General features: G+C 55.6%; 23 protein-coding genes. 14 read left to right on the plus strand and 9 right to left on the minus strand.

Annotation, left to right across the window (positions count from 1 at the left end):
• A complete protein-coding gene (locus ABD971_RS23525) occupies window positions 1-324 on the minus strand; it encodes a carboxymuconolactone decarboxylase family protein (RefSeq protein WP_339943978.1) in 324 nt (107 codons plus the stop codon).
• A 20-nt stretch (window positions 325-344) separates the two neighbouring features.
• On the minus strand, window positions 345-1,844 hold the full coding sequence (cobA, locus tag ABD971_RS23530; protein WP_345326106.1) for a uroporphyrinogen-III C-methyltransferase: 1,500 nt from the start codon (window positions 1,842-1,844) through the stop codon (window positions 345-347).
• A 120-nt stretch (window positions 1,845-1,964) separates the two neighbouring features.
• Here cobA and rpsT point away from each other — a divergent pair, with 120 nt between their 5' ends.
• The gene (rpsT, locus tag ABD971_RS23535) at window positions 1,965-2,237 is read left to right on the plus strand and encodes a 30S ribosomal protein S20 (RefSeq protein WP_339943982.1); all 273 of its coding nucleotides are present in this window, start codon (window positions 1,965-1,967) and stop codon (window positions 2,235-2,237) included.
• Window positions 2,238-2,646: 409 nt separating this feature from the next.
• On the opposite strand, the gene ABD971_RS23540 is transcribed toward rpsT, so the two are convergent.
• Together ABD971_RS23540 and ABD971_RS23545 are read right to left on the minus strand one after the other, a co-directional pair.
• Entirely contained in the window at window positions 2,647-3,909 is a 1,263-nt protein-coding gene (locus ABD971_RS23540) for an LL-diaminopimelate aminotransferase (RefSeq protein WP_339943984.1), read from the minus strand.
• Window positions 3,910-4,014: 105 nt separating this feature from the next.
• Window positions 4,015-4,650 (minus strand): hypothetical protein, encoded by a 636-nt coding sequence (locus ABD971_RS23545; RefSeq protein WP_345326109.1) that lies wholly within the window; start codon window positions 4,648-4,650, stop codon window positions 4,015-4,017.
• Window positions 4,651-4,764: 114 nt separating this feature from the next.
• Here ABD971_RS23545 and ABD971_RS23550 point away from each other — a divergent pair, with 114 nt between their 5' ends.
• A complete protein-coding gene (locus tag ABD971_RS23550; RefSeq protein ID WP_339943988.1) occupies window positions 4,765-5,508 on the plus strand; it encodes a sensor histidine kinase in 744 nt (247 codons plus the stop codon).
• Window positions 5,509-5,687: 179 nt separating this feature from the next.
• Here ABD971_RS23550 and ABD971_RS23555 read toward each other — a convergent pair whose 3' ends face one another.
• From ABD971_RS23555 to sufU, 3 genes are all read right to left on the minus strand, one after another.
• Complete coding sequence (locus tag ABD971_RS23555) at window positions 5,688-6,554, minus strand: TlpA family protein disulfide reductase (protein ID WP_345326111.1); 867 nt, start codon at window positions 6,552-6,554, stop codon at window positions 5,688-5,690.
• Window positions 6,555-6,831: 277 nt separating this feature from the next.
• On the minus strand, window positions 6,832-8,124 hold the full coding sequence (locus ABD971_RS23560; RefSeq protein ID WP_425571353.1) for a SufS family cysteine desulfurase: 1,293 nt from the start codon (window positions 8,122-8,124) through the stop codon (window positions 6,832-6,834).
• Window positions 8,124-8,576 carry a Fe-S cluster assembly sulfur transfer protein SufU gene (sufU, locus tag ABD971_RS23565; protein WP_339943991.1) on the minus strand — a complete coding sequence of 151 codons (453 nt, stop codon included), beginning with the start codon at window positions 8,574-8,576 and terminating at the stop codon, window positions 8,124-8,126. The genes ABD971_RS23560 and sufU overlap by 1 nt, the downstream gene beginning before the upstream one ends.
• 256 nt (window positions 8,577-8,832) lie before the next feature.
• On the opposite strand from sufU, the gene ABD971_RS23570 reads away from it, so the two are divergent.
• The 12 genes from ABD971_RS23570 (at window position 8,833) to ABD971_RS23625 (ending at window position 19,322) form a co-directional block, all read left to right on the plus strand.
• A complete protein-coding gene (locus ABD971_RS23570) occupies window positions 8,833-9,585 on the plus strand; it encodes a flagellar hook-basal body protein (RefSeq protein WP_339943993.1) in 753 nt (250 codons plus the stop codon).
• Window positions 9,586-9,634: 49 nt separating this feature from the next.
• On the plus strand, window positions 9,635-10,441 hold the full coding sequence (gene flgG, locus ABD971_RS23575) for a flagellar basal-body rod protein FlgG (RefSeq protein ID WP_339943995.1): 807 nt from the start codon (window positions 9,635-9,637) through the stop codon (window positions 10,439-10,441).
• Between the two features lie 53 nt (window positions 10,442-10,494).
• Complete coding sequence (gene flgA, locus ABD971_RS23580) at window positions 10,495-11,718, plus strand: flagellar basal body P-ring formation chaperone FlgA (RefSeq protein WP_345326115.1); 1,224 nt, start codon at window positions 10,495-10,497, stop codon at window positions 11,716-11,718.
• Window positions 11,719-11,761: 43 nt separating this feature from the next.
• Window positions 11,762-12,547, plus strand: coding sequence for a flagellar basal body L-ring protein FlgH (locus ABD971_RS23585; RefSeq protein ID WP_425571354.1), 786 nt, complete (start codon window positions 11,762-11,764; stop codon window positions 12,545-12,547).
• 70 nt (window positions 12,548-12,617) lie between these two features.
• Window positions 12,618-13,718, plus strand: coding sequence for a flagellar basal body P-ring protein FlgI (locus tag ABD971_RS23590; RefSeq protein ID WP_425571355.1), 1,101 nt, complete (start codon window positions 12,618-12,620; stop codon window positions 13,716-13,718).
• 51 nt (window positions 13,719-13,769) lie between these two features.
• A complete protein-coding gene (locus ABD971_RS23595; protein ID WP_345326117.1) occupies window positions 13,770-14,087 on the plus strand; it encodes a rod-binding protein in 318 nt (105 codons plus the stop codon).
• Window positions 14,088-14,091: 4 nt separating this feature from the next.
• Entirely contained in the window at window positions 14,092-14,580 is a 489-nt protein-coding gene (locus ABD971_RS23600; protein ID WP_339944003.1) for a hypothetical protein, read from the plus strand.
• Window positions 14,581-15,035: 455 nt separating this feature from the next.
• Window positions 15,036-16,145 carry a GNAT family N-acetyltransferase gene (locus ABD971_RS23605; RefSeq protein ID WP_345326120.1) on the plus strand — a complete coding sequence of 370 codons (1,110 nt, stop codon included), beginning with the start codon at window positions 15,036-15,038 and terminating at the stop codon, window positions 16,143-16,145.
• 87 nt (window positions 16,146-16,232) lie between these two features.
• A complete protein-coding gene (locus ABD971_RS23610; protein ID WP_345326122.1) occupies window positions 16,233-16,721 on the plus strand; it encodes a hypothetical protein in 489 nt (162 codons plus the stop codon).
• A gap of 126 nt (window positions 16,722-16,847) precedes the next feature.
• Window positions 16,848-18,026: a peptidylprolyl isomerase gene (locus ABD971_RS23615; RefSeq protein ID WP_339944009.1), complete on the plus strand. Its 1,179-nt coding sequence runs from the start codon at window positions 16,848-16,850 to the stop codon at window positions 18,024-18,026.
• A 145-nt stretch (window positions 18,027-18,171) separates the two neighbouring features.
• On the plus strand, window positions 18,172-18,792 hold the full coding sequence (locus ABD971_RS23620; RefSeq protein ID WP_339944011.1) for a hypothetical protein: 621 nt from the start codon (window positions 18,172-18,174) through the stop codon (window positions 18,790-18,792).
• Window positions 18,793-19,013: 221 nt separating this feature from the next.
• Window positions 19,014-19,322 (plus strand): hypothetical protein, encoded by a 309-nt coding sequence (locus tag ABD971_RS23625; RefSeq protein ID WP_339944013.1) that lies wholly within the window; start codon window positions 19,014-19,016, stop codon window positions 19,320-19,322.
• A 56-nt stretch (window positions 19,323-19,378) separates the two neighbouring features.
• On the opposite strand, the gene ABD971_RS23630 is transcribed toward ABD971_RS23625, so the two are convergent.
• The gene (locus ABD971_RS23630; RefSeq protein WP_345326125.1) at window positions 19,379-20,482 is read right to left on the minus strand and encodes a tetratricopeptide repeat protein; all 1,104 of its coding nucleotides are present in this window, start codon (window positions 20,480-20,482) and stop codon (window positions 19,379-19,381) included.
• A 212-nt stretch (window positions 20,483-20,694) separates the two neighbouring features.
• On the minus strand, window positions 20,695-21,720 hold the full coding sequence (locus ABD971_RS23635; protein ID WP_345326127.1) for a DUF4261 domain-containing protein: 1,026 nt from the start codon (window positions 21,718-21,720) through the stop codon (window positions 20,695-20,697).
• Between the last annotated feature and the right edge of the window lie 24 nt (window positions 21,721-21,744).

Raw genomic sequence — 21,744 nt, forward strand, 5'->3', positions numbered from 1 at the left:
CTAGCTCACGGAATCGTCGTGCTTTTCCAGCACGTCTTCGACCCAAGTTCGTGCCCGCATCATCGTCGGAAAACCGATCGTGGGCGCCGAGACCAGTGCGACGTGACGTAGTTCATCGGGCGTACACCCCGCTTCGAGTGCTTTGCGAGTGTGAGAGTGGGCGGCACCTTCGAGTCCCGCGCCAAGCGAAATAGCCAGCTTGACGAGCGCCACATCACGCGGTGACAACGGGCCTGCGTTCCTCGCCTCTTCGCCAAACGATTCATACGCCTGCATGTACTCGGGATAACTTTTATGCATCTGTTTGTACGGCTTTGGAATCATCGACTCGCCTTTCCTCTCGTTTAAGATAACTTGAATTTCAACAACGACTGGACAAGTGAGTCCATCGTATACGGATCCGCCTCGCACGTGACTGTGCACCCGAGATCGCGCACCGTTTGCGATGTGATCGGACTGAGACTTGCAATCTTCGCCTGCTTCATCGATTCGCCGAGCATGCGATGCACGCTTTCCGCGGTGGCACTGCTGGTCAACGTGATCCAATCGATTCGGCCGTGTTGTGCCGCTTGCAAAATCTTGGCGTCGGGGGTTGTCACATCAGTGTGGGAATAGGCCACCACCTGTGTGACATCAGCACCGGCCTGCGTCAGCGATTCCTCGAGAATGTCACGACCACGACTGGCCCGCACCAAGACGACGCGTTTGCCCGACACATGACCACGTAATTCATCGACCAATGATTCGGCACGAAAGTCTTGGGGAATCAGATCGGCGCGCAGATGGAAATCGGCGAGCGCGGCAGCTGTTTTTTTCCCCACACACGCCAATTGGACGCCGGCGAACGACCGCATGTCGTGCCCCAATTCGAGCACCCGATCCAAAAAATACTGGACGCCATTGCGGCTGCAAAAAATCACAAAGTCTTGGTTGGCAAGCGACTCGATCGCCGCATCCACCTCCGCCCAATCCTGGGGCGGCCCAATTTGGATCGCGGGTTGAACCAGCACGGTCGCACCGAGGTCACGTAGCGGGGTGGCGAGTTCTTCGGCCTGATCGATAGGCCGCGTGACCAGGACGGTTTGGCCGAACAGCGGTCGTTGCTCGAGCCAATTTTGCGTTTCGGTCAATTCGGCGACCGGACCGATGATCACGATCACGGGCGGGCGAATCTTGTTGGCCGGACTCAATCGGTCCGCCACCTCGTCCAAACGACAACGAAACGTTTGCTGGTCATGGTGACTGCAGCGGCGGACGATAGCCACCGGCGTGTCGGGGGATTTGCCATTTTCGATCAGCGATCGCGTCCAAACCTCTGCCGTCGTGACCCCCATATAGATGACCAAGGTGCCTGGGAAACGGGCCAGTGCCTGCCAATCGAGCGCCGATTCGGTCTTCCCCGGCTCCTCGTGTCCGGTAACCAAAGCGACCGCCGATGCAAGTTTTCGGTGGGTAATTGGGATTCCGGCATACGATCCGGCAGCCAAAGCAGCCGTAATTCCAGGAACAATTTCATAAGAAATCCCGGCCTCGGACAACGCCTCGACCTCTTCGGCGGTACGGGCAAAAACGGCCGGATCCCCCCCTTTGAGCCGAGCGACGATGCGACCGTTTCGAGCATGCTTGAGCATCTCGTCAATGATCTCGTCCTGACGCCAAATCCTTTGCTGGCCATGCTTTCCGACGCAAATATGCTCTGCCGAAGGGGCGTGCGAGAGCAATTCGACATTGCTGAGCCCGTCATACAAAACGACATCACTGCGAGACAGGAGCTCGGCCCCCCGCAACGTCAAAAGCCCAGGATCGCCTGGGCCGGCACCGATCAAATACACCATGCTGTTCATAGTTTGATTTTCACCTGAAAAGTTGACTATGGACAGATGGCAGACAGCTTGGCATACTACCGAGCCTTCAATTCCCTTCTTTCCGATGATGGACGCCCACGAGAGCGCGATAAACCGAAGATGCCAAACACCGAAAGTTCAAAGAAACGACTTCGCCAGAACGTCAAGCAACGCCTGCTGAACCGTTCGATCAAGAGCAATATGCGTTCAACCATCCGCAGCGTCCGCGAAGCGGCTGAGTCGGGCGACGGCGAAAAGGCACAAGCGGCTTTCCGATTGGCAGTCAAAAAGCTGGATCGTGCTGCGAGCAAGAACGTAATCCACCGCAACGCAGCGGCACGTACCAAGAGCCGCCTGAGCAAGCTGGTCAAAGCTGCCGGCGCCAAAGCCTAAAACAGTCTGCTTAGTTTGATCTGATTGCCCATCGTAAGCCGACGGCACTAGCGGCCTGTTGATTTAGTGAGCCGTGACGCGTGAGCGGCCGGGTCCCACGCATTACCCGGTGCCTTACGGCCCACGGCTCACCGCTGCGATTTGCATTTTGATTAAATCAACAAACCGCTAGCCGCGGGCTTTGCAGCTTCCTACAGCTATTCCGAGGACCGAGGATAACACGCGACTCAAGGTCGATGGTATCCGGTTGCGACACGATCGCTATCCGAAACAGCCAGCGTTGGTTGCAAACGTCACAACGAAAAAAGCCACCCACATTTAATGTCGGTGGCTTTTTTCGTTTTTTCCATCGCTCCGACGCCGCAGATCATGACGATTCTGCGGCTTCGGTTTCCATTATTCTGGAAAACTACTTCCAAACCAAACCGGCGTCGCCGAGGCGTTTTTTGGTCTCTTGCATCAATGCATCTTCTTCGGCCTCGGTCCCGGCAACGTAGGTCACGCTGAATCGCAAGAACGATCCGGCATCGTCCCAAGGCACCGTGACGATCCCGAATTGCTCGATCAAATGGCGAGTCGCATCCTCGGCCTTGGCAAACGTTTCGCCCGATTTTGTTCCGCTGGGCGCTTTGGTGTAGAGGAAATAGGTGCCGCCAGGCATCTCGCACTCGAAACCACACTCATTCAGCGTCGCGACCAACTTTTCGAGTCGGCGACGGTACTTGGCGTTGATTCGTTGTGGAATTGAATCGTCGTCCAGTGCGGCAGCAGCGGCCTTCTGAGTCGCCATGAACTGTCCACTGTCGCTGTTGTCTTTGACATCGGCAAAAGCGGAAACGATGCGTGGGTGGCCACACACAAATCCCATTCGCCAACCAATCATGTCGTAGCCCTTGCTCATCGAGTGGACTTCGACACCGACATCCATCGCGCCGGGGGTTTGCAGAAAACTCAAAGGCTTTCCGTCAAACGTCAACATGATGTGCGCGGCGTCTTGAACGACCACGAACTCTTTTTCCTTCGCCAGCGCGACGACCTTCTCATAAAACTCAGCGGTCGTGGTGCGTCCGGTGGGCGAGTTGGGGTAGTTCAGCACCAACAACTTGGTACGTCGATAAACGTCATCAGGCACGGCGTCAAAATCGGGCAGGAAGCCGTTTTCGGCCAGTAGCGGCAACTTGAAAACTTCGCCGCCGTAGTAGCGGGTATGGGTCCCCGCGACCGGGTAGCCGGGCACCGTCATCAACGTGACGTCGCCGGGATTGATGAAGCACGCCGGCAACATTGCGTACGCGGGCTTGCTGCCGATGCAGTGATTGATCTGCGTCGCGGGATCGAGCGTGACATCAAACTGCCGCTTCATGAACCGAGCGGCCGCTTCCTTGTATTCGGCGATGCCGTTGTCGGAATAACCGCGATTTTCGGGCTTGTTGACTTCGTCGTTCATCACCTTGCGAATCGACTCATCAGCCATCGAATCGTTTTCACCGATGCCGAAGTCCAATAATTTTCGATCGGGATGATCCGCTAGTGCTTTGCGTTTCGCTCGTTTGATCTTTTCAAACTTGTAGATCTCGGTGTCTTTGCCGTAATTCGCACCGCCGATGCGGTCGGCAAAGAGAGATTGGAAGTAAGGGTCCGCAGAGTTTTTTTCAGTGGAAACGGTCGACATACTTATCTGTTTCAGAGAAAACGAGTGAGAAACGAAGGGGGGCGGTTTTGTGAGCGGTCGCCGCATTCAGCGTCCACCCACCGCAGCAACCCCGAACGACGCCCATTAGGGTAATTTTCCCGAGCCCGAATCGACAGGGGGCAATGAAAACGGTGATGTCGCCGCGTCGCCATTTTCATGCATCACTCGCCAATCCAAATCCTCGCGACATTGCCGGGCCGTACGAAACAGCAATAACGGCACCATCACGGCCGCAAACGCAGCCGGAACCAACGAGTATCCAAGCACCTCGATCGCACCGGCAAGCAGCGACGGGATTCCCAAACAAGTAAAACCACTGATCGCCCCAGTCACGCTGCCAAACACGCGAATGCGGGTGGGGGTCCAAGGAACGCGAGGTTCCCGCATCGATAGCAGCCATCCGGACAACGTGACTACGGGAATTGCCGCAAGCAACGCCAAGACGGCGCCAATCCCAAAGTACAGCAGAGCTCCAAAAAACATCGATCCCAGCATCGAAGCCGACGACATCCCCGGCGATGAAAACAAACTCGCCAGCATCACGAACCCGATCACGCACCAACCGAACAAGCCTCCGGAAACCCCAATCATCAGAGCAACATCGAAGCAAACCTTCAGCGACGAAAATGGTTTCCGCTGCGCAATTTCGTCCTCAAAGTCCGTGAACACTTCATCAACGATGGTTGCGGCATAGGGATTTACACTGGGCGGGGTTGTCATCTTTATCCAGCGTCATCGTGTTTGGCATCGGATCGCGTTAGACTATTTATCTTAACCGAGATTGAACTCGACCGACCACACTCGCGAAATCCAAAACTCGAAGCGATGCATTTCATGTCGTCCCAAGAATACACGACAGCCCAAGAACACGCCGCCCAAATCGATTCGATTCGGACTCAGTACGAAGAGCTGGCTGAATTGGCGGGGTCGCTTGCCCACGAGATCAAAAATCCGTTGTCGGTGATCCACATGAACATCGATTTATTGAGCGAGGATTTGGCGGAAATCGACTCGCCCATCAGTCGCCGCTCGGTGGACCGCGTCGATATTGTTCGCCAGCAATGCGAGCGGATGGAAGGACTGCTGCGCGACTTTCTTCGCTACGCACGGCTACGCGACATCGACCTCGTCCCCGGCAGTTTGAACGAGCAGATCGAAACCGTTTTGCGCGCCTACCAAGCTCAGGCGGATGCGGCAGAGATCGACATCGAAAAGTACTTGGATCCCGATCTACCCGCGATCATGTTGCACAGCGACTCGCTGCAAGCTGCGTTGATGAACCTTGTCAAAAACGCGTTGGAAGCGATGGAAGAGGGAGGCCAAATTTGGGCTCGCACCTACCCGACTCGCACCGGCGTCGCACTCGATTTGATCGACACCGGCAGCGGCGTAGACGACAACACCGTGTTGCACATGTTTGAACCATTTTACAGCACCAAAGAAGGCGGCTCGGGACTGGGGTTGCCGACGGCTCGCAAAATCATCGAAGCTCACGGCGGCCGCATCAGCGTGCAAAGCGAAGTCGGCCGTGGCACAAAATTTGTGCTCGAATTCCCGACGCCCAAACGCCTGGGCTGATCCAGCACCTTCCCTTGCTCGATTCGCACGATTCCCACGCGACGGTGGGGTTGTGTCCTTTTAGAGTAACGGAAGTCGCGTGTGACTTTCGTTCCATGATACGTGCTCCCCCCGAAACTCTTGACGAGTTCCGCTACCTGAAAATGCTTCACAGCGTTGGCACAACGCGGCTATTGATTTTATTCGGCCGGATTTTCAAGTGCGGTCTTTACCGCATCACGCAACGCTTCACCGCGGAGATCACGGGCAACGATCTTGCCGTCGGGGCCGATCAGCCAGATCGATGGAATGGATTGAATGCCATAGGCTTCGAAGATTTTTTCGTGTCGCTGCGTGTCGCCTACCCAGCCCTGACGGTAGGCGGCGGGACTTTCTTCGAGCAACGTTTGGGGAAGGTCGATGGATTGATCCACGCTCAAACCGATCATCTCAAGACGCTCGCCTCCGAAGTCTTCGTATGCAGATTCCAAGTTAGGGAACTCGGCTCGGCATGGTCCGCACCAAGTCGCCCAGAAATCCACCAGCACGAATTTGCCGCGAAAATCCGACAATTTGAACTCGCTGTCATCGTACGCGGTCGCCGTCCAATCCGCGGCCAAGTCTCCCGGCATCAGCACGTTTTTGATCTTCAGCGTCAAATTGGCCCGGAACGGCTCATCGGCGTTTTTGATAATAAACTGCCACATGGCATAAGCACGCGCGAGTTCCAGCGAACGCTCCGCTGCTGCATCGGGGTGCATGATCGTCGCGGTAAGTTGGTACCAAGCGGGTTTGATGTTTTCAAAAACAAAGGAACCATCTTCCGCAAGCTGAGTCGTGTAGGTTTCTCGCTTCGCACGCGCTTCTTCGGCCTTGCGGAGATAGTTCTTGTAGCCATCCGTTTTTATGAAGTCTTGGTACCATTGGGAACGCTCCTCGGGCTTCATCGTGCTCCACTCTTTGGGATACGGCATACGCGGGTGCTTGTAGTTGCCTTCCAACGTGACCACTACCTGATCGAGAGAGAGTCCATCTGTATTGATCCCCGCAGACACCTGATCCGGCATTGCCACCTTTCCTTGCACCGAACACGTGACAACCACGGCCGATTCCGATTCTTGTGGCGGGGCTTCCTTCGTCTCGCTTTGAGCGCAGGCCCCAAGATTGCAAACCAAACAAAGAATCAAGGAAAGAATCCGCTTCGTGTGCATGGAAAAAATCCTGATAAGATTTGCTCAGTTGAAAAGAGTGCGGTTGCACTGGTTTGCTGTGGCACCAGTTTAAAACCAGCAGTCTGCAAAGCTTTCGGCGAGGTGAAGTTTTCGCGTGAGCCCAAAATGGCTGCTAGATGTTTCGCGGGCGGCGTTTGCGACCGCTGGGGGCGAAACGTTTACGAATCTCCGATACCGCGGCGATCAATCGATCCGCTTCATCGAACGTGTTGTAAAAGTAGAAACTAGCGCGGGTCGAGGCGGACAATCCGAGCGATTTGTGCAGCGGCATCGTGCAGTGATGTCCAGCGCGCACCGCGATCCCATAGGCATCAAGTGTTTGTGACATGTCGTGCGCGTGAACGCCGTTGATCACGAAGCTGACAATTCCCGCTTTCAAATCAGGCTCAGGCCCGATGATCCGCACCCCTTCGATCTCGCGAAGTCCGCGGTCGGCGTAACTGCCCAACTCTTTTTCATACGCATGAATCGCATCGAGACCGACCGAAGTCAAATACTCGGTGGCTGCATGTAGCCCGATCGCTTCGACGATGGGCGGCGTCCCCGCCTCGAACTTGTCCGGCAGTGCCGCGCACGTAAATCCGTCGGTCGTGACTTGGTTGATCATCCCGCCGCCACTCAAGAATGGTGGCATCGCGTCGAGCAATTCGGATTTGCCATACAACACGCCGATTCCAGTAGGCCCACAAGTCTTGTGACCACTGAACGCCAAAAAATCGACATCCAACGCTTGCACGTCTAACGGTTGATGCGGAGCCGCTTGGGCTGCATCGACCAACACGCGGCAACCAAGGTCGTGAGCCATTGATGTCCACCGCTGGACCGGAAACTCAACCCCAAGCGTGTTGCTCGACGCGGTGAAGGCGAACATCTTTGGACGCAGTCGCTGCAGATGATCCGCAACCACTTCGTCGCTGATCGTAAAATTTTCGTCCAGTGGCAGAAACTCAATTTTGCATCCGGTTCGCTCGGCCAATTGGTGCCAAGGAACGATGTTGGCGTGATGCTCGGCGATCGTCAGCAAAATCGTATCGCCTGCTTTGACGTTCGCATCTCCCCACGAACGCGCGACCGTGTTGATCGCCGCCGTTGTGCCACCGGTAAAGATCACCTCATGCGATTCGGCCGCGGCGATGAACTGCGCAACGCCACGTCGGGCCTGTTCGTAACTGTCCGTCGACTCTTCGCTGAGCGTATGGATGCCACGATGGACGTTGGCGTAATATCGCTGGTAACAATCCGACATCGCATCGATTACGGCCTGCGGACGCTGGCTGCTGGCGGCATTGTCGAGAAAGGCTAACGGTTTTCCGTCGGCGACAATGCGATCGAGGATCGGAAAATCGGCGCGGTATTTCAGGACATCAAACGCGGCCCGCGGTGGAGATTCAATTGGCATGTTCATCAAGATTCTTCGCTTAAGCTTGGGCCACCAAAGTGTGGCCCCTCGTTATCGTCGGTATCCGCATCCGCATCGACGGGCGAATGCACTGCACTCTGTAAGACTCGCCAAGAGAGCAGACAGCACTTTTGGCGGTTCGGAGTCAGCTTGGGACCGAACAATGCAAGCATTTCATCGGCCGAGAAATTTTTGAGTTCTTCGAGCGTTTTGCCTTCCATCTGCTCGACCAGCATCGATGCAGAGGCTTGGCTAATCACACACCCATCGCCATCGAACCAGGCCTCTTGGACCTTGCCGTCCTCAGACAACTTCAAATCGATATGGATCACATCGCCGCACAGAGGGTTATTCCCCTCGTCGGAGTGGGTTGCGTGGTCTAGCAGCCCACGGTGGTACGGATCTTCGTAGTGATCGAGGACGTGTTCTTCGTAAATATCGTGTTCGCTCGGCGACATGAGGCTCTGGCAATGGCGGGGCGAGGATAGAAATGGACTTTAAAGTGACCATTTAAGTCTACGCACGTTGTCAAAAATCGACGAGCCCCCATCAATCGATCCTGCCCTACGGAACCGACTGGGCCACATTATTCGCCTTTCTTTGCCAGTTTCGCTCAAGTTTTGCCCCTCACCGATCGGTTGGGCTTGCATCGCGGATTCGCCAAGTGTTATCGCAAAGGGGATGTTCTCGAATGTATGGAAGGTTTGGTGACGTATGCCCTACGGTGTCTATTTGTCTGCGGCTGGCGCGAATGCGCAAAGCCATCGGCTCGAGGTGCTCAGCAACAACTTGGCGAACGTGCAAACGCCTGGCTACAAACCGCAGCAAACGATCCTGCAGGCTCGCTTCGCGGAAATGATCGAAGAGGGCGAAGTTTCGCCCGGACTCGGCGGTGCGGACGATATCGGCGGTGGCGTGACGATCCAGCGTTCAAAAACTCAATTTGACCAAGGCCCGATGAAGCAGACCGGGGGTGAAACCGACTTTGCCATCAACGATGCCGAATCCTTTTTTGTGGTCCAGCGTGGCGACGAACGTTTGATGACTCGGGCGGGTGATTTCTTGTTCGACAACCAAGGACGGATGATCAATCCGACCGGGGACAAGGTCATCGGCAGCGACGGAAAAAATATCCAACTCGACCCGACCCAGCCCTTTCAAGTGGGTCCCGAAGGTCGCATTCAGCAAGGCCAGAATCGCTATGAAATCATGTTGGCGAAACCGCGAAGTCAGGGCGATTTGTCACACGTCGGCGGCAACCTGTTCAAACCACTCGCCGACATTGACCTTGTGCCCCCCACCGAGCGACGCGTCGTCGCAGGGCAACTCGAACAATCTTCGGTCAAGCCAACGATGGCAATGATGGAATTGATTGAAACCGGTCGGATGTACGAAGCGAACGTGCAGATGATCAAAAACCAAGACAACGTGATGGGATCGTTGATCAGTCGCGTGCTGCAACCGTAAACCTAAACCGTAAACCTAAAAGTCCATCATTTTTTAAACGGAGTTCCTAATGAGCGTTCAATCGCTGTATACCGCCGCCACCGGCATGGGGGCGATGGAAACCAAGTTGGATGTGATCGCGAATAACTTGGCGAACATCAACACAACCGGTTTCAAAAAGGACCGTGCTAATTTCGAAGACTTGCTCTATCGCACCGAGGTGTACCCCGGCGTGAAAGATGCCACTCAGAATCCAACCGCCGTGGGCACGCAAGTCGGTTTGGGGGTGCGAATCACCAGCACGCAAACCGATCAACGCCAAGGGACCTTGCAACAAACCGGACGCGATTTGGATGTCGCGATTCGAGGTAGCGGTTTCTTGCGAGTCGTGGATCCGTCGACTCAAGACACAATGTTTACTCGAGCCGGCAACCTCGACATCAACGCCAACGGACAACTGGTCGTCGGTTCGGCACAAACCGGACGTTTGCTCGATCCACCGGTGACGATCCCCAATGATGCCACCGCGATGGTGATCAACGGCAATGGCGAGGTGATGGTCCAGCAACCTGGCCAAGTCGAACTGGCTAACGTCGGTCAAATCCAGATGTCACAGTTCATCAACCCCGATGGATTGCTCAAGGTCGGCGAGAACATGTACATGGAAACCGATGCCTCGGGCCCCGAACAATCAGGAAATCCGGGCGAACAAGGTCTGGGGGGACTCGTCCAAGGAAACCTCGAAGCATCCAACGTCGAACCGGTCCAAGAGCTGATTGATTTGATCACCACCCAGCGTGCCTTTGAGCTCAATAGCCAAGCGATCCAGGCGGGTGACCAGATCATGCAAAACATCTCGAACCTTCGCCGGTTCTAGTCTCCGCTAGTGAAAAGTTGAATATGAAATTGGCGTCACACATCCGAATCAGCATGCTGTCTCTTGCTTTGGTCGCAGGGGTCTCGGATGCGTGTGCGCAATCGGGTGCGTTCGTCCCGGTTCGCAAATCGCGTCCCGCCGCTACCTCCAACACATCGATTGACGCTGCGACGAACTGGACATTTCGCATGAAGAGCGAATCGGTCGTAAACTCACCGATCGTGCGTCTTGGGGATGTCGTGGTGCCGCTGGATCCCAATATCCCTGGTTGGCCACGGATGAGCCGATCTGCCGTGGGGCTGGTTCCCGTCAGCGGCAAAGCGATGCGAGTCGATCGCCAACGGTTGACCGAAGTGATCTTGAACGCCGAGGCGACGCCGCGCCGACTCTACTGGATCGGTCCCGACGCGACCGAAGTGACCTACGTTGCTGTGGCAAATCCAGCGGCCTCGGTCGCAACAACCAGTGGGGTCGCGAATAGTGGGGCAACAAACAGTGGATCTGCAATTCAACAGGCAAACTACAACCAACCCGCAAACGCGGTTCAGCACGCGAATGGGCAATCGCCCGCAGGACAACAGGTTGCCAATCGGATCGATCCCAGCCCGCAGCGTGCCAACCTGGATCCGCAGTTCGCGGATCGCTTGATCCGCTGGATCGAGCTCGCCCTATTGCGAGAAGACGCGTCGCTGCTGGAGCGGTACAAATTGAGTATCGATCGACATCAACCTGCGATACAACAACTCGAATTGGCTCGCGGCATTCAAGCCGCCAATTTCGTCAACGGAGTGAAGTCTGGCCCATCGGTATTGCGAGTCGTTTCCCAAGGACTCGAAGGCAACATCCAAACCGACCTGATCGTCAGCCTGGAAAAAAACCCCGTTGCCATTGTGCCGATTAAGAGCATTCGTTCGGGCAATCGACTAGGACGTGCCGATTTGACCGAGCGGCCGATTCCGATTGACGAGTGGGACGATTCCTACTGTACCGATCCAATCGAATTGGTGGGCATGGAAACCCGCAGCAACCTCCGCGGCAACGAACCGATACTACGGAGCCAGATTGGCAAACCAACGCTAATCCGTCGCGGCGACTTAGTCGAAGTACGGGTGATCAACGGTTCAATCAGTGTGACCACCAACGCCAAATCGCTTGGTGACGGCGCCGAATCCGAGCTCGTTGAAATCGAAACACTCGAACCACGTAAACGGTTGGTCGCACGTGTGGTCAACAGCGGCGAAGTTGAAATTGTCACCCGTGCCCCGCAAGCCCGATAGACCTTTTGAAAAACCAATGATCCACACGAAACCCCTCCGATCCTTGTTCATTCGCTGCCTCGACGGTTTCGCTCGTTCGATTTCGGTTCTCGTTTTCGGACTGCTATGCCAGATCGCGGATGCTCAAGAGAGTTCGCTATTGCGGCAACCGGGACCACCACCGGTCGCGAATGCTCCGAATGCATCGCTGCAACCGTTGCCGATGCCGCATCAAGCCCCTGGACCTTATTCCGCCCCGCCGCAGGCCCCCTACACGGCATCGCCCGGGGCACCGGCACTGCTGAGCAACGTCAGTTGGACCTATCAACCTGCGCCCCGTTTGCGAACGTTTCAAAAGAACGACATCATCACCATTCGTGTCGATGAGATCACCAGTGTGACTGCGACCGGTGCTGCCGAAAATCGCAAGAAAACGCTGTACGAAGCGATCCTGACCGATTGGATCCGCTTGACCGATTTTCGTTTGCGGCCTGATCCGCAGGGCAACGGAGACCCGACGGTCGCCACCGAATCAGAGTCCCAATTCCGCAGCCAAGCGTCACTGAAATCACGCGAGGCAATGACGTTCAACATCGCCGCAACCGTCGTGGACATTCGCCCCAATGGAAACCTGGTCGTCGAAGCTCGCAAGACGATTCGCATCAACGACAACCTTTGGGAAACGTCGCTGTCCGGAATCTGCCGGGCTCAAGATATCGCCCCGGACAACGTGATCCTGAGCCGCGATCTGATTGATCTTGAAATACGCAAGGAAGATCAGGGACATTTGCGGGACGGGTACAAACGAGGTTGGTTCAGTCGTTGGTTTGATCGCGTCCAACCGTTTTAGAGAGACGGCACTGGCTTCACAAACTACACTGCCGCGTAATCGCAATGAATCCAAACGCACTAGGCTTCCGATGAAAATTCTCGCTCCCATCGCCATCATGATGACACTCTGCGTCGCGGCACTGCCGGCGGATGCGGCAACGCTTCGGCTTGGCGACATGTGCCGGCTGAAGGGGCAAGAGATCAACACATTGCAAGGTCTGGGGTTGGTCGTGGGCCTGCGTGGGACGGGCGATAGTGACGCCGCACCGACTGCGCGTGCACTATCGCGGATGATGCAATTGATGGGCGGATCGATGGCAGTCGATTCACTTGGGCAACTCGATTTGAAAGATGTTGCCGATGCCAAAAACGTTGCGATGGTTTTCGTCACCGCACGCATTCCCGCGGTCGGCTCGCACACCGGCGACCAGATCGATGTCACCGTCAACGCGATCAATGCCAAGAGTCTCGAGGGTGGCTATTTGATGCTCACGCCGATGTTGGGTCCACGCGCTGATAACCCGACGGTGTATGCGGTGGCCCAAGGCCGCGTGAAGGTCAGCGTCGATGGCCCCGCGACCACCGGTACGGTTCAAGGTGGCGCTAAGATGGAAGCGACCGTTCCCGCGTCATTCCAAAAGGATGGCATGATCACGCTGATCTTGGAACGTGATTTCGCCAGTTTTGACAACACGCAGCGGATCGAAGACGAAGTCAACAGTTTGTCGGCACTGACACTTGGCGATTCCGGTCGCGCCGGTAGCGGATCTGGGTCACGCAACAATCGCCCCCGCGCACAAGCGATTGATCAACTGCACGTGCAGGTTCGCATCCCTGAACTGTATCAAGAAAACCCGATCAAATTCATCTCGTTGCTACTGAATCTTCCGATCCAAATCGCCAGCCACTCATCACGCGTCGTGATCAACGAACGCGAGGGCATCGTGGTGATCGGCAAGGATGTCGAGGTCGCGCCGGTTTTGGTCACCCACCGCAATCTGCGAATCGAAGCAGGCGGCGTGGGCGGATTGGTCGGAGTCGATGACAAGATCGATGAACGTGATACCGCGAAGCTGAAGAATTTGGCCGATGCACTCAATGCACTCGACGTACCGACCTCGGACTTGATCGCGATCATCAAAACGCTCAAGGCCAAAGGTGACTTGTATGGCGAAGTTGTCTTTCAATAAACGACGAAGTCGCCTTTCAATAAAACGCCCCTTCGGAAAACGCGTGATCTTATGAACTTTCCATCGTCATCCCCTTTGGCTTCGACGTCTTCGCCGTTGGACCAACACGCGATATCCAAACAGCCCGACAAACCCGCTAATGAGACGCAGGAAGCGTTCACCGATTTCGTCGGCCAAACGCTGTTCGGCAGCATGCTCGATTCGATGCGGAAAACGGTCGGCAAGCCAGCCTACATGCATGGCGGCCGGACCGAGGAAGTGTTCCAGCAGCAGATGGATCAATTGATCGTCGAGGATTTGACCGAGGCCTCGGCCAGCTCGATCGCCGATCCGATGTACCAATTATTTCAAATGAGCCGCAGCGCGTAGCATCATGCAAACAAACCAAACTTGGGCAAACCGCGTCGCGGATTACGTCGACGATCTGGAAATCGTGGCCACCACGGTTCAGCAGTTAATTGCCAATTCTCGGATCCAAACCAAAGCCGCAATGGCCAGCGAGGTCGCAGAGACCGGCTTGGAATTGCTCGAAGCGGTCGGACGTCTCGAGAACATGGTGGAACGGCGAGAGCAACTGATGTCGGACGCTCAGGCACCCGCATCCGGTACGACGCTGATTGAAAAACTACGAAGGGCCGGCGAAATCGACCTCGCAGATCGCAGCCAATCGGTCGCTCATACTATCACCGCAGCCCACCAAGCCGCCGTGTCGCTATTTGTATGTCAGTACCATTTGGCTAGCCATTCCCAAGAGATCCTGAGGTTGTTGGCAGGAATGGATACACCTCGAACCTATCGCCGATCGAGTGACGGGGAAGAACGAGAACGTGGCGGCGGTCGGCTGTTCAACGACGCCGCTTAAGGCGACCGGAAGATAACAATCGTCCCTCGTGGACTCATTTACGAGTCCCCGCCGCGCAATGAGCTACCAGAAACTCGTCGCCTAGGCTTTTACAGCCTGGGGACCACATCGAACCCAGGCTGGAAGCCTAGGCTACGTTAAACCCAGCTACACCCCCACCCGTTTGGTACAAAAGTCGGCGGCATTGTGGGGCGATGATTGATTGACGCTGCTAGGTCCGCAACTAGACTAGATCCCTTGAGCGACCGCGTTTTCCTGAAAACGCCTTCTTTTGCGTCGCCAATGTCTCGATGGGAGCGTCGCGGTGCGCCGCCGTATAGCAAACGATTGTTGTGTCGTCGTCTACTGAATCCTCTGCCGCAAATCCTGCTGCGCTCCCTAGGTCCGCTTTGTCCTCCGATTTTCATCGAATCCATGAATCCCCCTCGATTCAAACCGATGCAAGCGCCCCTTTGATGCGTTCCCCCACCAGCACCACCCCCTCTACAGAACCACTTTCTGATTGCGTCCCCTTTTCGCGATTGAGCGAAGCGGACTTGCAAGGGTGGGAGCGTTTGCGTCAGTTGCAGCCTGAATTCGCCAGTCCTTTCTTCTCGCCCGCCTTCGTCGCGGCGGCCGATGCGGCGCGGGGGGGCGATGTCGAGATCGCTCGGATTCGCCGTGGCGACGAATTAGTCGGCTTATGGGCGTTTCACCGAATCCGCGGTGTTGCTTGGCCGGTCGGTCGATGTTTCAACGATGCACATAATATTATCTCTGCTAATATTCCGCCAATCGATTGGCGGTGGTTGTTAAAAGAATTGAATTTGAAGGCGTTTCATTTCCATTCGCTGGTCGGTCCCACCGCAGGACTGGCGGACCAAGATTGCTTTGAAACGATCGATGCTTTCTCGTTGCAACTTGGCGATGATTCGCCAGCAACGCTCCGCCGCATGGAACAGAGCCACACGACGCTGAAAAAACAGCAGCAAAAGACGCGAAAAATGGCTCGCGAGCTGGGGGAAATCTCACTCGAGATCGATTGCCGCGACGCAGACCTGCTGGACAAAACGATCCAGTTGAAACGAGAGCAATACCTCCGCACCAAACCGATCGATGTGTTCGCCCCGCAGTGGCCGCACAAGATGCTGCGTCATCTGTTCGAAAAACCACGCCACGGTGCTTATGGAATGCTGTCGGTCTTGCGAGCGGGCGACCAATTAGTGGCCGCTCATTATGGAATCCGCGAAGGCGATCTGCTGCACTACTGGTTCCCCGTCTACGATCCACGCTTTGCGATCTACTCGCCTGGCACCGCGTTATTCAAAAGTGTCGTGCGTGACGCGACCCAACACGGGATTCGCACGATCGACATGGGCTACGGTGAACCGTCGTACAAACGCAAACAAACGGACACGCAAGGCAAAGTGATTTATGGTGTCACCTCGCACTCTAGTTCGTATCATGCTTGGCATCGGCTGCAGTATCAAACGCAGCAATTGGCCCGCTACATGCCGTTTAAACAGCAAGTGAAAAAGTGGATGCGGACCGTCGCGTCCCACTCGAACCCATTGCAATTGTCTTAAGCGAAGCTGCTAGCAAAAGCAGTTGGACGAAGATGGCCATCGTCCTACAATCGGTTTGGATCCAGTGCCCCCAAATTCGGATTGATCATGCTCGAGCCTAGTGCCCCCGTTTACGGCTGTTTTCCGCGTTGGCCCGAAGATGGGCAAGATTTCATTCACCCCAACGATGTGGCGATCGTGACCCGCCGCATTCCCAGCGAACGCGTTTTTCGCCGAGACCGTTTTGACGGCACCTATTACCACTATCAATATGGTTCGGTCCGCTTTCGGCTTCGCCCCTGTTTGTGGCTGGCGGTCGAGTCAGACGGCATCGACATTGGGGATTCGGTCGAAACCGTCGGCGTGGGAATGGAGCGAGAACTGTTTGTCGCCGAGGTGTATGGGATGTATTTCGTTCGCCGCAAAGGCTGCATCCTGTACCGGCTGCGTCGCGGCGAAACGATGATCCCAAATCTTTATCATGCTCAGAGCATGCGGTTATTGACCGAAAAAACTCACTTGCGGCCGGGCGAAATCAATCATCCGGTCCCCCAGGTGCACGACCGCGGCGAGCGAATCCCTGGCGATCTAGTTTAGAGCGGCAGACTTCACGAGCACATTTTCTTGGGGGTCGATCGGTTCTGACCTTGCATTCAGTGCAATCGCTGGGCTACAAGCCATAGGATTGTCTCGCCCCCACACTTATTCAGCGTAGAGCAAGGAATGCAACCGCTCGCCCCCCATCGGCTCATTGACGCCCTCGTGGTGCTGATCGCATTGACCTGCGGTTGGTCCGAATGTCACGCTCAAATCCCCACTCGGGACGAGGTCGAGGCGGCACAGAACGTCGTGCTGCCCGATGATCCGGCTGCCATCATCGCGGTGGTGGGACAAAGCCCCATTTATTACGGTGAAGTCGCTCCCAAGGTCGACGCTCGTATCAACGAAGTGCTGGCGAAATCGAAACAACAGGTTCCCGAGGACCAGCTTCGGTTCGCTCGCATCAATCTAACGCGAGGCATGCTAACGCAGGCGATCCAGAACAAGATGATGCGAGAGAGTTTCCTGCTAGACCAAGTGGGAACGCAAACCGCTGACAAACGTGCCGAAGCCGATGCAACACTTGCCGCACGCGCACGACAAATGTTTTTTGAATCGGAATTGCCTCAGCTGAAAAAGCAATACAAGGTCACCGATATTGCCGAGCTCGATGCGTTGCTTCGTGAAAAGGGAAGTTCGCTGGCGTCTCGGCAACGCGACTTTACCGACGCCATGCTCGGTCACCTTTATATCCGCAGCAAAGTCGAGAAGGACCCGACCGTCTCGATCGCCGACATCAACCAATACTACAACGATCATCTGGACGACTACCGTCACCCCGCCGAGGCGACGTGGGAACAATTAACCGTGCTGTTCAGCAACTTTGCTTCACGCGAAGAAGCGATGAAGGCGATTTCCGAGATGGGACGCGAAGCCTACTTTGGTGGCAATCTTCAAGCTGTCGCTCGAGCCAAGAGCCAAGAGCCGTTTGCCAGTTCCGGTGGTCTGCATGATTGGACCGCCAAAGGATCGCTGGCCTCGGACGTGCTGGACCAACAAATCTTTTCACTGCCGCTGAATGCGATGAGCGAGATTATCGAGGACGAGACCGGTTACCACATCTTGCGTGTACTGGATCGCCACGAAGCAGGGTTCAGCCCGCTGAGTGGAGTACAGGATGAAATCCGTGCAAAAATTCGCGAGCAGAAGATCACCGATTCACAAAAGAACGTGATGAAGGACATGCAAAAACGAGTGCAAGTGTGGAGTCTGTTTCCCGAGGACATCGAGGGAGCGAAACCATTGCCCACAAGCATTGGATGGCGTCCGCATGATTCCGCTACCAATTCGAATCGCTTCTAGACTGAACCATCGTCGCCCCAACTAGGCCAGCTCACCCGCAGCAGGTCTCGGGTCGCTACTATCACCCCTCTCACCGCAATCGTCTTGGCTTGATCCAAGCGTCGCCCGTTTACGCATCACGTTTACGCATTCTGAGACCGCCCCCATGATCAAGCGAATTGCTCTTTACGCCTTGTGCGTTTCGCTTGCTCCGCTACTGCTGGCGGGTTGTGGCCAACTCGCCCACCGACTGACTACAAACGTTCCTGAAACGTTTATCCCGAACCCGTTGGAACTTCCTCCGGCTCCGGATGCATTCGTTTGGTCGCAAGTCGTCGATGCGATGGACGATTACTTTCGCATCGCTCGCGAACAACCGGTACAAAACTCGGACGGCATCGTCTTGGATGGTCGGCTAGAAACCACCTATCAAGTCGGCGCATCGCTGATGGAGCCTTGGAAAAAGGACAGCACGCCTGGGTTTGAACGTTTGCAATCGACGCTGCAATCGATTCGTCGTCGCGCGATCGTGACCGTTCGTCCGCAAGGCGCCGGATACGTGATCGAAGTGGTTGTCCAGAAAGATCTCGAGGACACCGATCGGAATCAATACGCCACCGAATCGGCGTCGAACAAACGACACGATGGCACGTTGATACGTGAACAAAACCGCATCGATGACACCCCCCAGACGCTCGGCTGGATCCCGCTCGGTCGTGACGCCTCACTAGAACAGGTAATCTTGCGAGATATTTTCGGTCGTATCACTCAACCGGATAGCAATTGACCGAGTTGGCATCACTATTTTTATTGAAATGTGTCATTCGGAACGGGACCGACACAATCGATATCTTTTAACAGTAAATGCGGAACTAGCAGCCAAACTCGGGCCCGGACTGCTAATTTTCGAGCGGACTCTGCGCCGATACGGAACCCTGCCTCGCGGTGCTAACACCCAATCGCCAGGCCGTGTGAAACATTGGGCGTTCCCCCCGAGCTACGCAACTCATGATCTGCATCACGCCTACTCGCGTCGACTACCAAACACTTTGTGCGAACGTCGAACGCCGGCTTTGCGAACTCGGGCATCTTGAGTCAAAGCAGTTCCCGATGACTCAGCGGGAAGTGATTCGAGGTGGGAAACCGTGCGGCATGTACTTTTGCCTGCATGGTCCTCGTAGCGTCAAATTGACCGCGATTTGCGACTTCACCAAGAACACGATCATTTATTACGGCAGCGACGGAATTCGACGCGAGAGCGCCACATTGCCAGCCCGCGTTTCAAGCCAAATTCAAAACGAATTGAAAGCCGCCTAATCGCTTTCGCCGCGGCCCTTTTCGATTCGCATCGAAAATCCATTTACGGCACCCATCTACTCGGATCGTCCGAGCCATCGGCGGGCTCGGTCGTACCACGATGCTGGCTTTGGCGGACTCATCATCTGCTGCAACGTGCGCGGCGATTCTCGACGGCCCTGAATCACGTCGGACACGAGATTGCCAATGTGTTGATTGACCGCATCCTCGGGTTTGATCCGTTTCGCGTGGGCGATCGTCTTTTCGGCTTTCGCGGTTTGCCCATCAATCAAATAGGCGACGGCCAAATTACCAAGCAATTCGGGATCGTCCGGTGAGACGGCGACGGCATGTTCGCCTACCTGACACGCTTGTTTGGTATCCGCTTGTTCCAAACAGATGCCGGCGAGTTCTTTGAGCACCATCGTATTGTCAGGTTCAAGATCCGCCGCACGTTGCAAACAATCGCGAGCTCGTTTGAGTTCGTCGACGGCAAACCAAGCTTTTCCCAACATCACGTGGGCGCCCCATGCGGCAGGTTGCTTCGCGATCAAGTGCTGCAATTGCCCGATCGCGTTTCGCAGTTCTTCCTGTTGACCTGCGTCCACCGGCGGATCGCCTGGATTGCGATTGTGTTGCCACACCACCGCCACGGCTCGTTCATAAATTTCTTCGTCGGTTTCATGCAGTCGAGTGTGATAGAGCAATTGCCCGGTTTCTTTGTCGCGGTACACATCGATTTTACCATCGCGGCGAACGAACTCTAATCGCGATTGCACCTCTTCGCCCGACAAATGTTGTAGCGCAGGCTGCTCGCCCGGTGTCCATGATTTGGGAGCGACGATTTTACGACTCTCACTCCCTCGCATCGTTGCGATCAAACCGCCTTCGTATTCGAACAAGATCAGCCAGTCATTGTCGGGTTCGGCAGTTTGATCATGTGAGTGAACCATCACAAAATCGACCATGTCATTGGTCCGATCGAGTCCATACAATTCAAGTTGTTCGGCAAAACGATGCGCGTCCAGCGGCGACATAAAACTTGCTTGCGACAGCAGGTCGTCGCTGTAGCTCATCGCGTTCGGAGCGATCGAGGCAAAATCAGCAGCCCCGCCCGGCAAACAACGATCCAGTGCATCGTTACGGATCACAATCGCCGTGCCCTGAATCAATAGCGGCATAACGATGGTCCTCCTTGCAGATCAAAATCGACGGGACAATTCGAGGGGGGGGCAAGCAAACGTGGGCGAGCCCATTATAAGGAGAATGATTCCGCCGCGCAGGGTTCGCCGCAACTTACGCCCGGTCGAGCCATGTTTCCCGCTGGAGCCATGTTTGCCGGATACCATCAAGACGGCCCGAAACTCTTGGCGAGTTTCGCTACGGGACGCTGTTAAAGATCGTCGTCGTCATCGTTGAGAAAATCTTCGTCGAGTTCGTCTTCGTCAAACTCGTCTTCGGCCTGACCGCGATCCAAAAACTCTTCCGGCGGCTCGCCACCATCTTGCGGGATCCAACGAATCGTTGGCCGCGGAGGATCCGACAATGCCTCTTCGCACTCGAGCGCCTGCCAGGTCAAATCGCCAGGGCCATCAGCGGTATCGCCGTCCTCAACCTCTTCATCGGACGTCAACATATAGAGCGACGCGTTTCGCAAAAATCGCTCGATGTCGGCCGGCTCGAACTTATCCGCTTGATAAACCGCTTCCAAATCTGGCAGATCCAATTGGCCATTGCCGACCGTATCCATCAGCGTCCAAGCGTCGTCGGCTTTGAAAATCCGCACGTTCGTCCACATGTCCAACGGTGGCAACTCGTGGCTCCAGGCATAATTCAGCCCCTGACGCAGCCCGGTTTCATCCCGCAGCACCTCGCCCCCTGGATTGAAATAGCAGATCGCTTGCGGCAATTGCAGCAACTCGGTCACCGCACGGGTGATGAACTGCATCTCGTGCACCGGGTCATAGTCTTCGGGTACCAACGGAATATCTTCATCCTCCTCGCCTCCCGTTTCTTCGACTCCAAGCACATAGCTGATCAGAATACGAATATGGGCGGTGTGTTCTTTGACCGCGCTGGATCCGTCTTCCCAGCCCCAAGTTTGTTCGGTCGCCCGCTGCAAACATCCCGGAAAGGCGAGCGGCCCAAATTGGCCCAGCGACCAAGCGACAAATCGTTCCGGCGATTCATCGGGGTCGCCCATATCGTCGGGCCACGTGCTCCGCGAAGGAGTGACCAACAAATGGCCTCCCACGTCCTCGCGGTATTTCATCACCAAGGTTTCCGGGGCATCGTCATCCTCGATCGATTCGTGACGCCCGACCAGCTCGAAACACTTCAGCCGCTCTTCTAATTCGGCGATCGAAACCGGCTCACGGAGCAGGACGCACATCCCCTGAGTGAACAATCCTTTTGCCATTTCGATCTCAATCCCCGTCTCTAG

The organism is Novipirellula rosea (assembly GCF_039541335.1).
GTDB classification, from domain to species: domain Bacteria; phylum Planctomycetota; class Planctomycetia; order Pirellulales; family Pirellulaceae; genus Novipirellula; species Novipirellula rosea.

Bases quoted from the DNA above. Each gene is read 5' to 3' on its own strand.
- ABD971_RS23540 (WP_339943984.1), bottom strand. From the start codon at position 3,909: ATGTCGACCGTTTCCACTGAAAAAAACTCTGCGGACCCTTACTTCCAA.
- ABD971_RS23635 (WP_345326127.1), bottom strand. From the start codon at position 21,720: ATGGCAAAAGGATTGTTCACTCAGGGGATGTGCGTCCTGCTCCGTGAG.
- ABD971_RS23595 (WP_345326117.1), top strand. From the start codon at position 13,770: ATGAACTTTCCATCGTCATCCCCTTTGGCTTCGACGTCTTCGCCGTTG.
- cobA (WP_345326106.1), bottom strand. From the start codon at position 1,844: ATGAACAGCATGGTGTATTTGATCGGTGCCGGCCCAGGCGATCCTGGG.
- sufU (WP_339943991.1), bottom strand. From the start codon at position 8,576: ATGTCGCCGAGCGAACACGATATTTACGAAGAACACGTCCTCGATCAC.
- ABD971_RS23630 (WP_345326125.1), bottom strand. From the start codon at position 20,482: ATGCCGCTATTGATTCAGGGCACGGCGATTGTGATCCGTAACGATGCA.
- ABD971_RS23625 (WP_339944013.1), top strand. From the start codon at position 19,014: ATGATCTGCATCACGCCTACTCGCGTCGACTACCAAACACTTTGTGCG.
- rpsT (WP_339943982.1), top strand. From the start codon at position 1,965: ATGCCAAACACCGAAAGTTCAAAGAAACGACTTCGCCAGAACGTCAAG.
- ABD971_RS23620 (WP_339944011.1), top strand. From the start codon at position 18,172: ATGATCAAGCGAATTGCTCTTTACGCCTTGTGCGTTTCGCTTGCTCCG.
- ABD971_RS23550 (WP_339943988.1), top strand. From the start codon at position 4,765: ATGTCGTCCCAAGAATACACGACAGCCCAAGAACACGCCGCCCAAATC.
- ABD971_RS23545 (WP_345326109.1), bottom strand. From the start codon at position 4,650: ATGACAACCCCGCCCAGTGTAAATCCCTATGCCGCAACCATCGTTGAT.
- ABD971_RS23610 (WP_345326122.1), top strand. From the start codon at position 16,233: ATGCTCGAGCCTAGTGCCCCCGTTTACGGCTGTTTTCCGCGTTGGCCC.
- ABD971_RS23600 (WP_339944003.1), top strand. From the start codon at position 14,092: ATGCAAACAAACCAAACTTGGGCAAACCGCGTCGCGGATTACGTCGAC.
- ABD971_RS23605 (WP_345326120.1), top strand. From the start codon at position 15,036: ATGCGTTCCCCCACCAGCACCACCCCCTCTACAGAACCACTTTCTGAT.
- flgA (WP_345326115.1), top strand. From the start codon at position 10,495: ATGCTGTCTCTTGCTTTGGTCGCAGGGGTCTCGGATGCGTGTGCGCAA.
- ABD971_RS23615 (WP_339944009.1), top strand. From the start codon at position 16,848: ATGCAACCGCTCGCCCCCCATCGGCTCATTGACGCCCTCGTGGTGCTG.
- ABD971_RS23525 (WP_339943978.1), bottom strand. From the start codon at position 324: ATGATTCCAAAGCCGTACAAACAGATGCATAAAAGTTATCCCGAGTAC.
- ABD971_RS23555 (WP_345326111.1), bottom strand. From the start codon at position 6,554: ATGCCGGATCAGGTGTCTGCGGGGATCAATACAGATGGACTCTCTCTC.
- ABD971_RS23590 (WP_425571355.1), top strand. From the start codon at position 12,618: ATGAAAATTCTCGCTCCCATCGCCATCATGATGACACTCTGCGTCGCG.
- ABD971_RS23570 (WP_339943993.1), top strand. From the start codon at position 8,833: ATGCCCTACGGTGTCTATTTGTCTGCGGCTGGCGCGAATGCGCAAAGC.
- flgG (WP_339943995.1), top strand. From the start codon at position 9,635: ATGAGCGTTCAATCGCTGTATACCGCCGCCACCGGCATGGGGGCGATG.
- ABD971_RS23560 (WP_425571353.1), bottom strand. From the start codon at position 8,124: ATGAACATGCCAATTGAATCTCCACCGCGGGCCGCGTTTGATGTCCTG.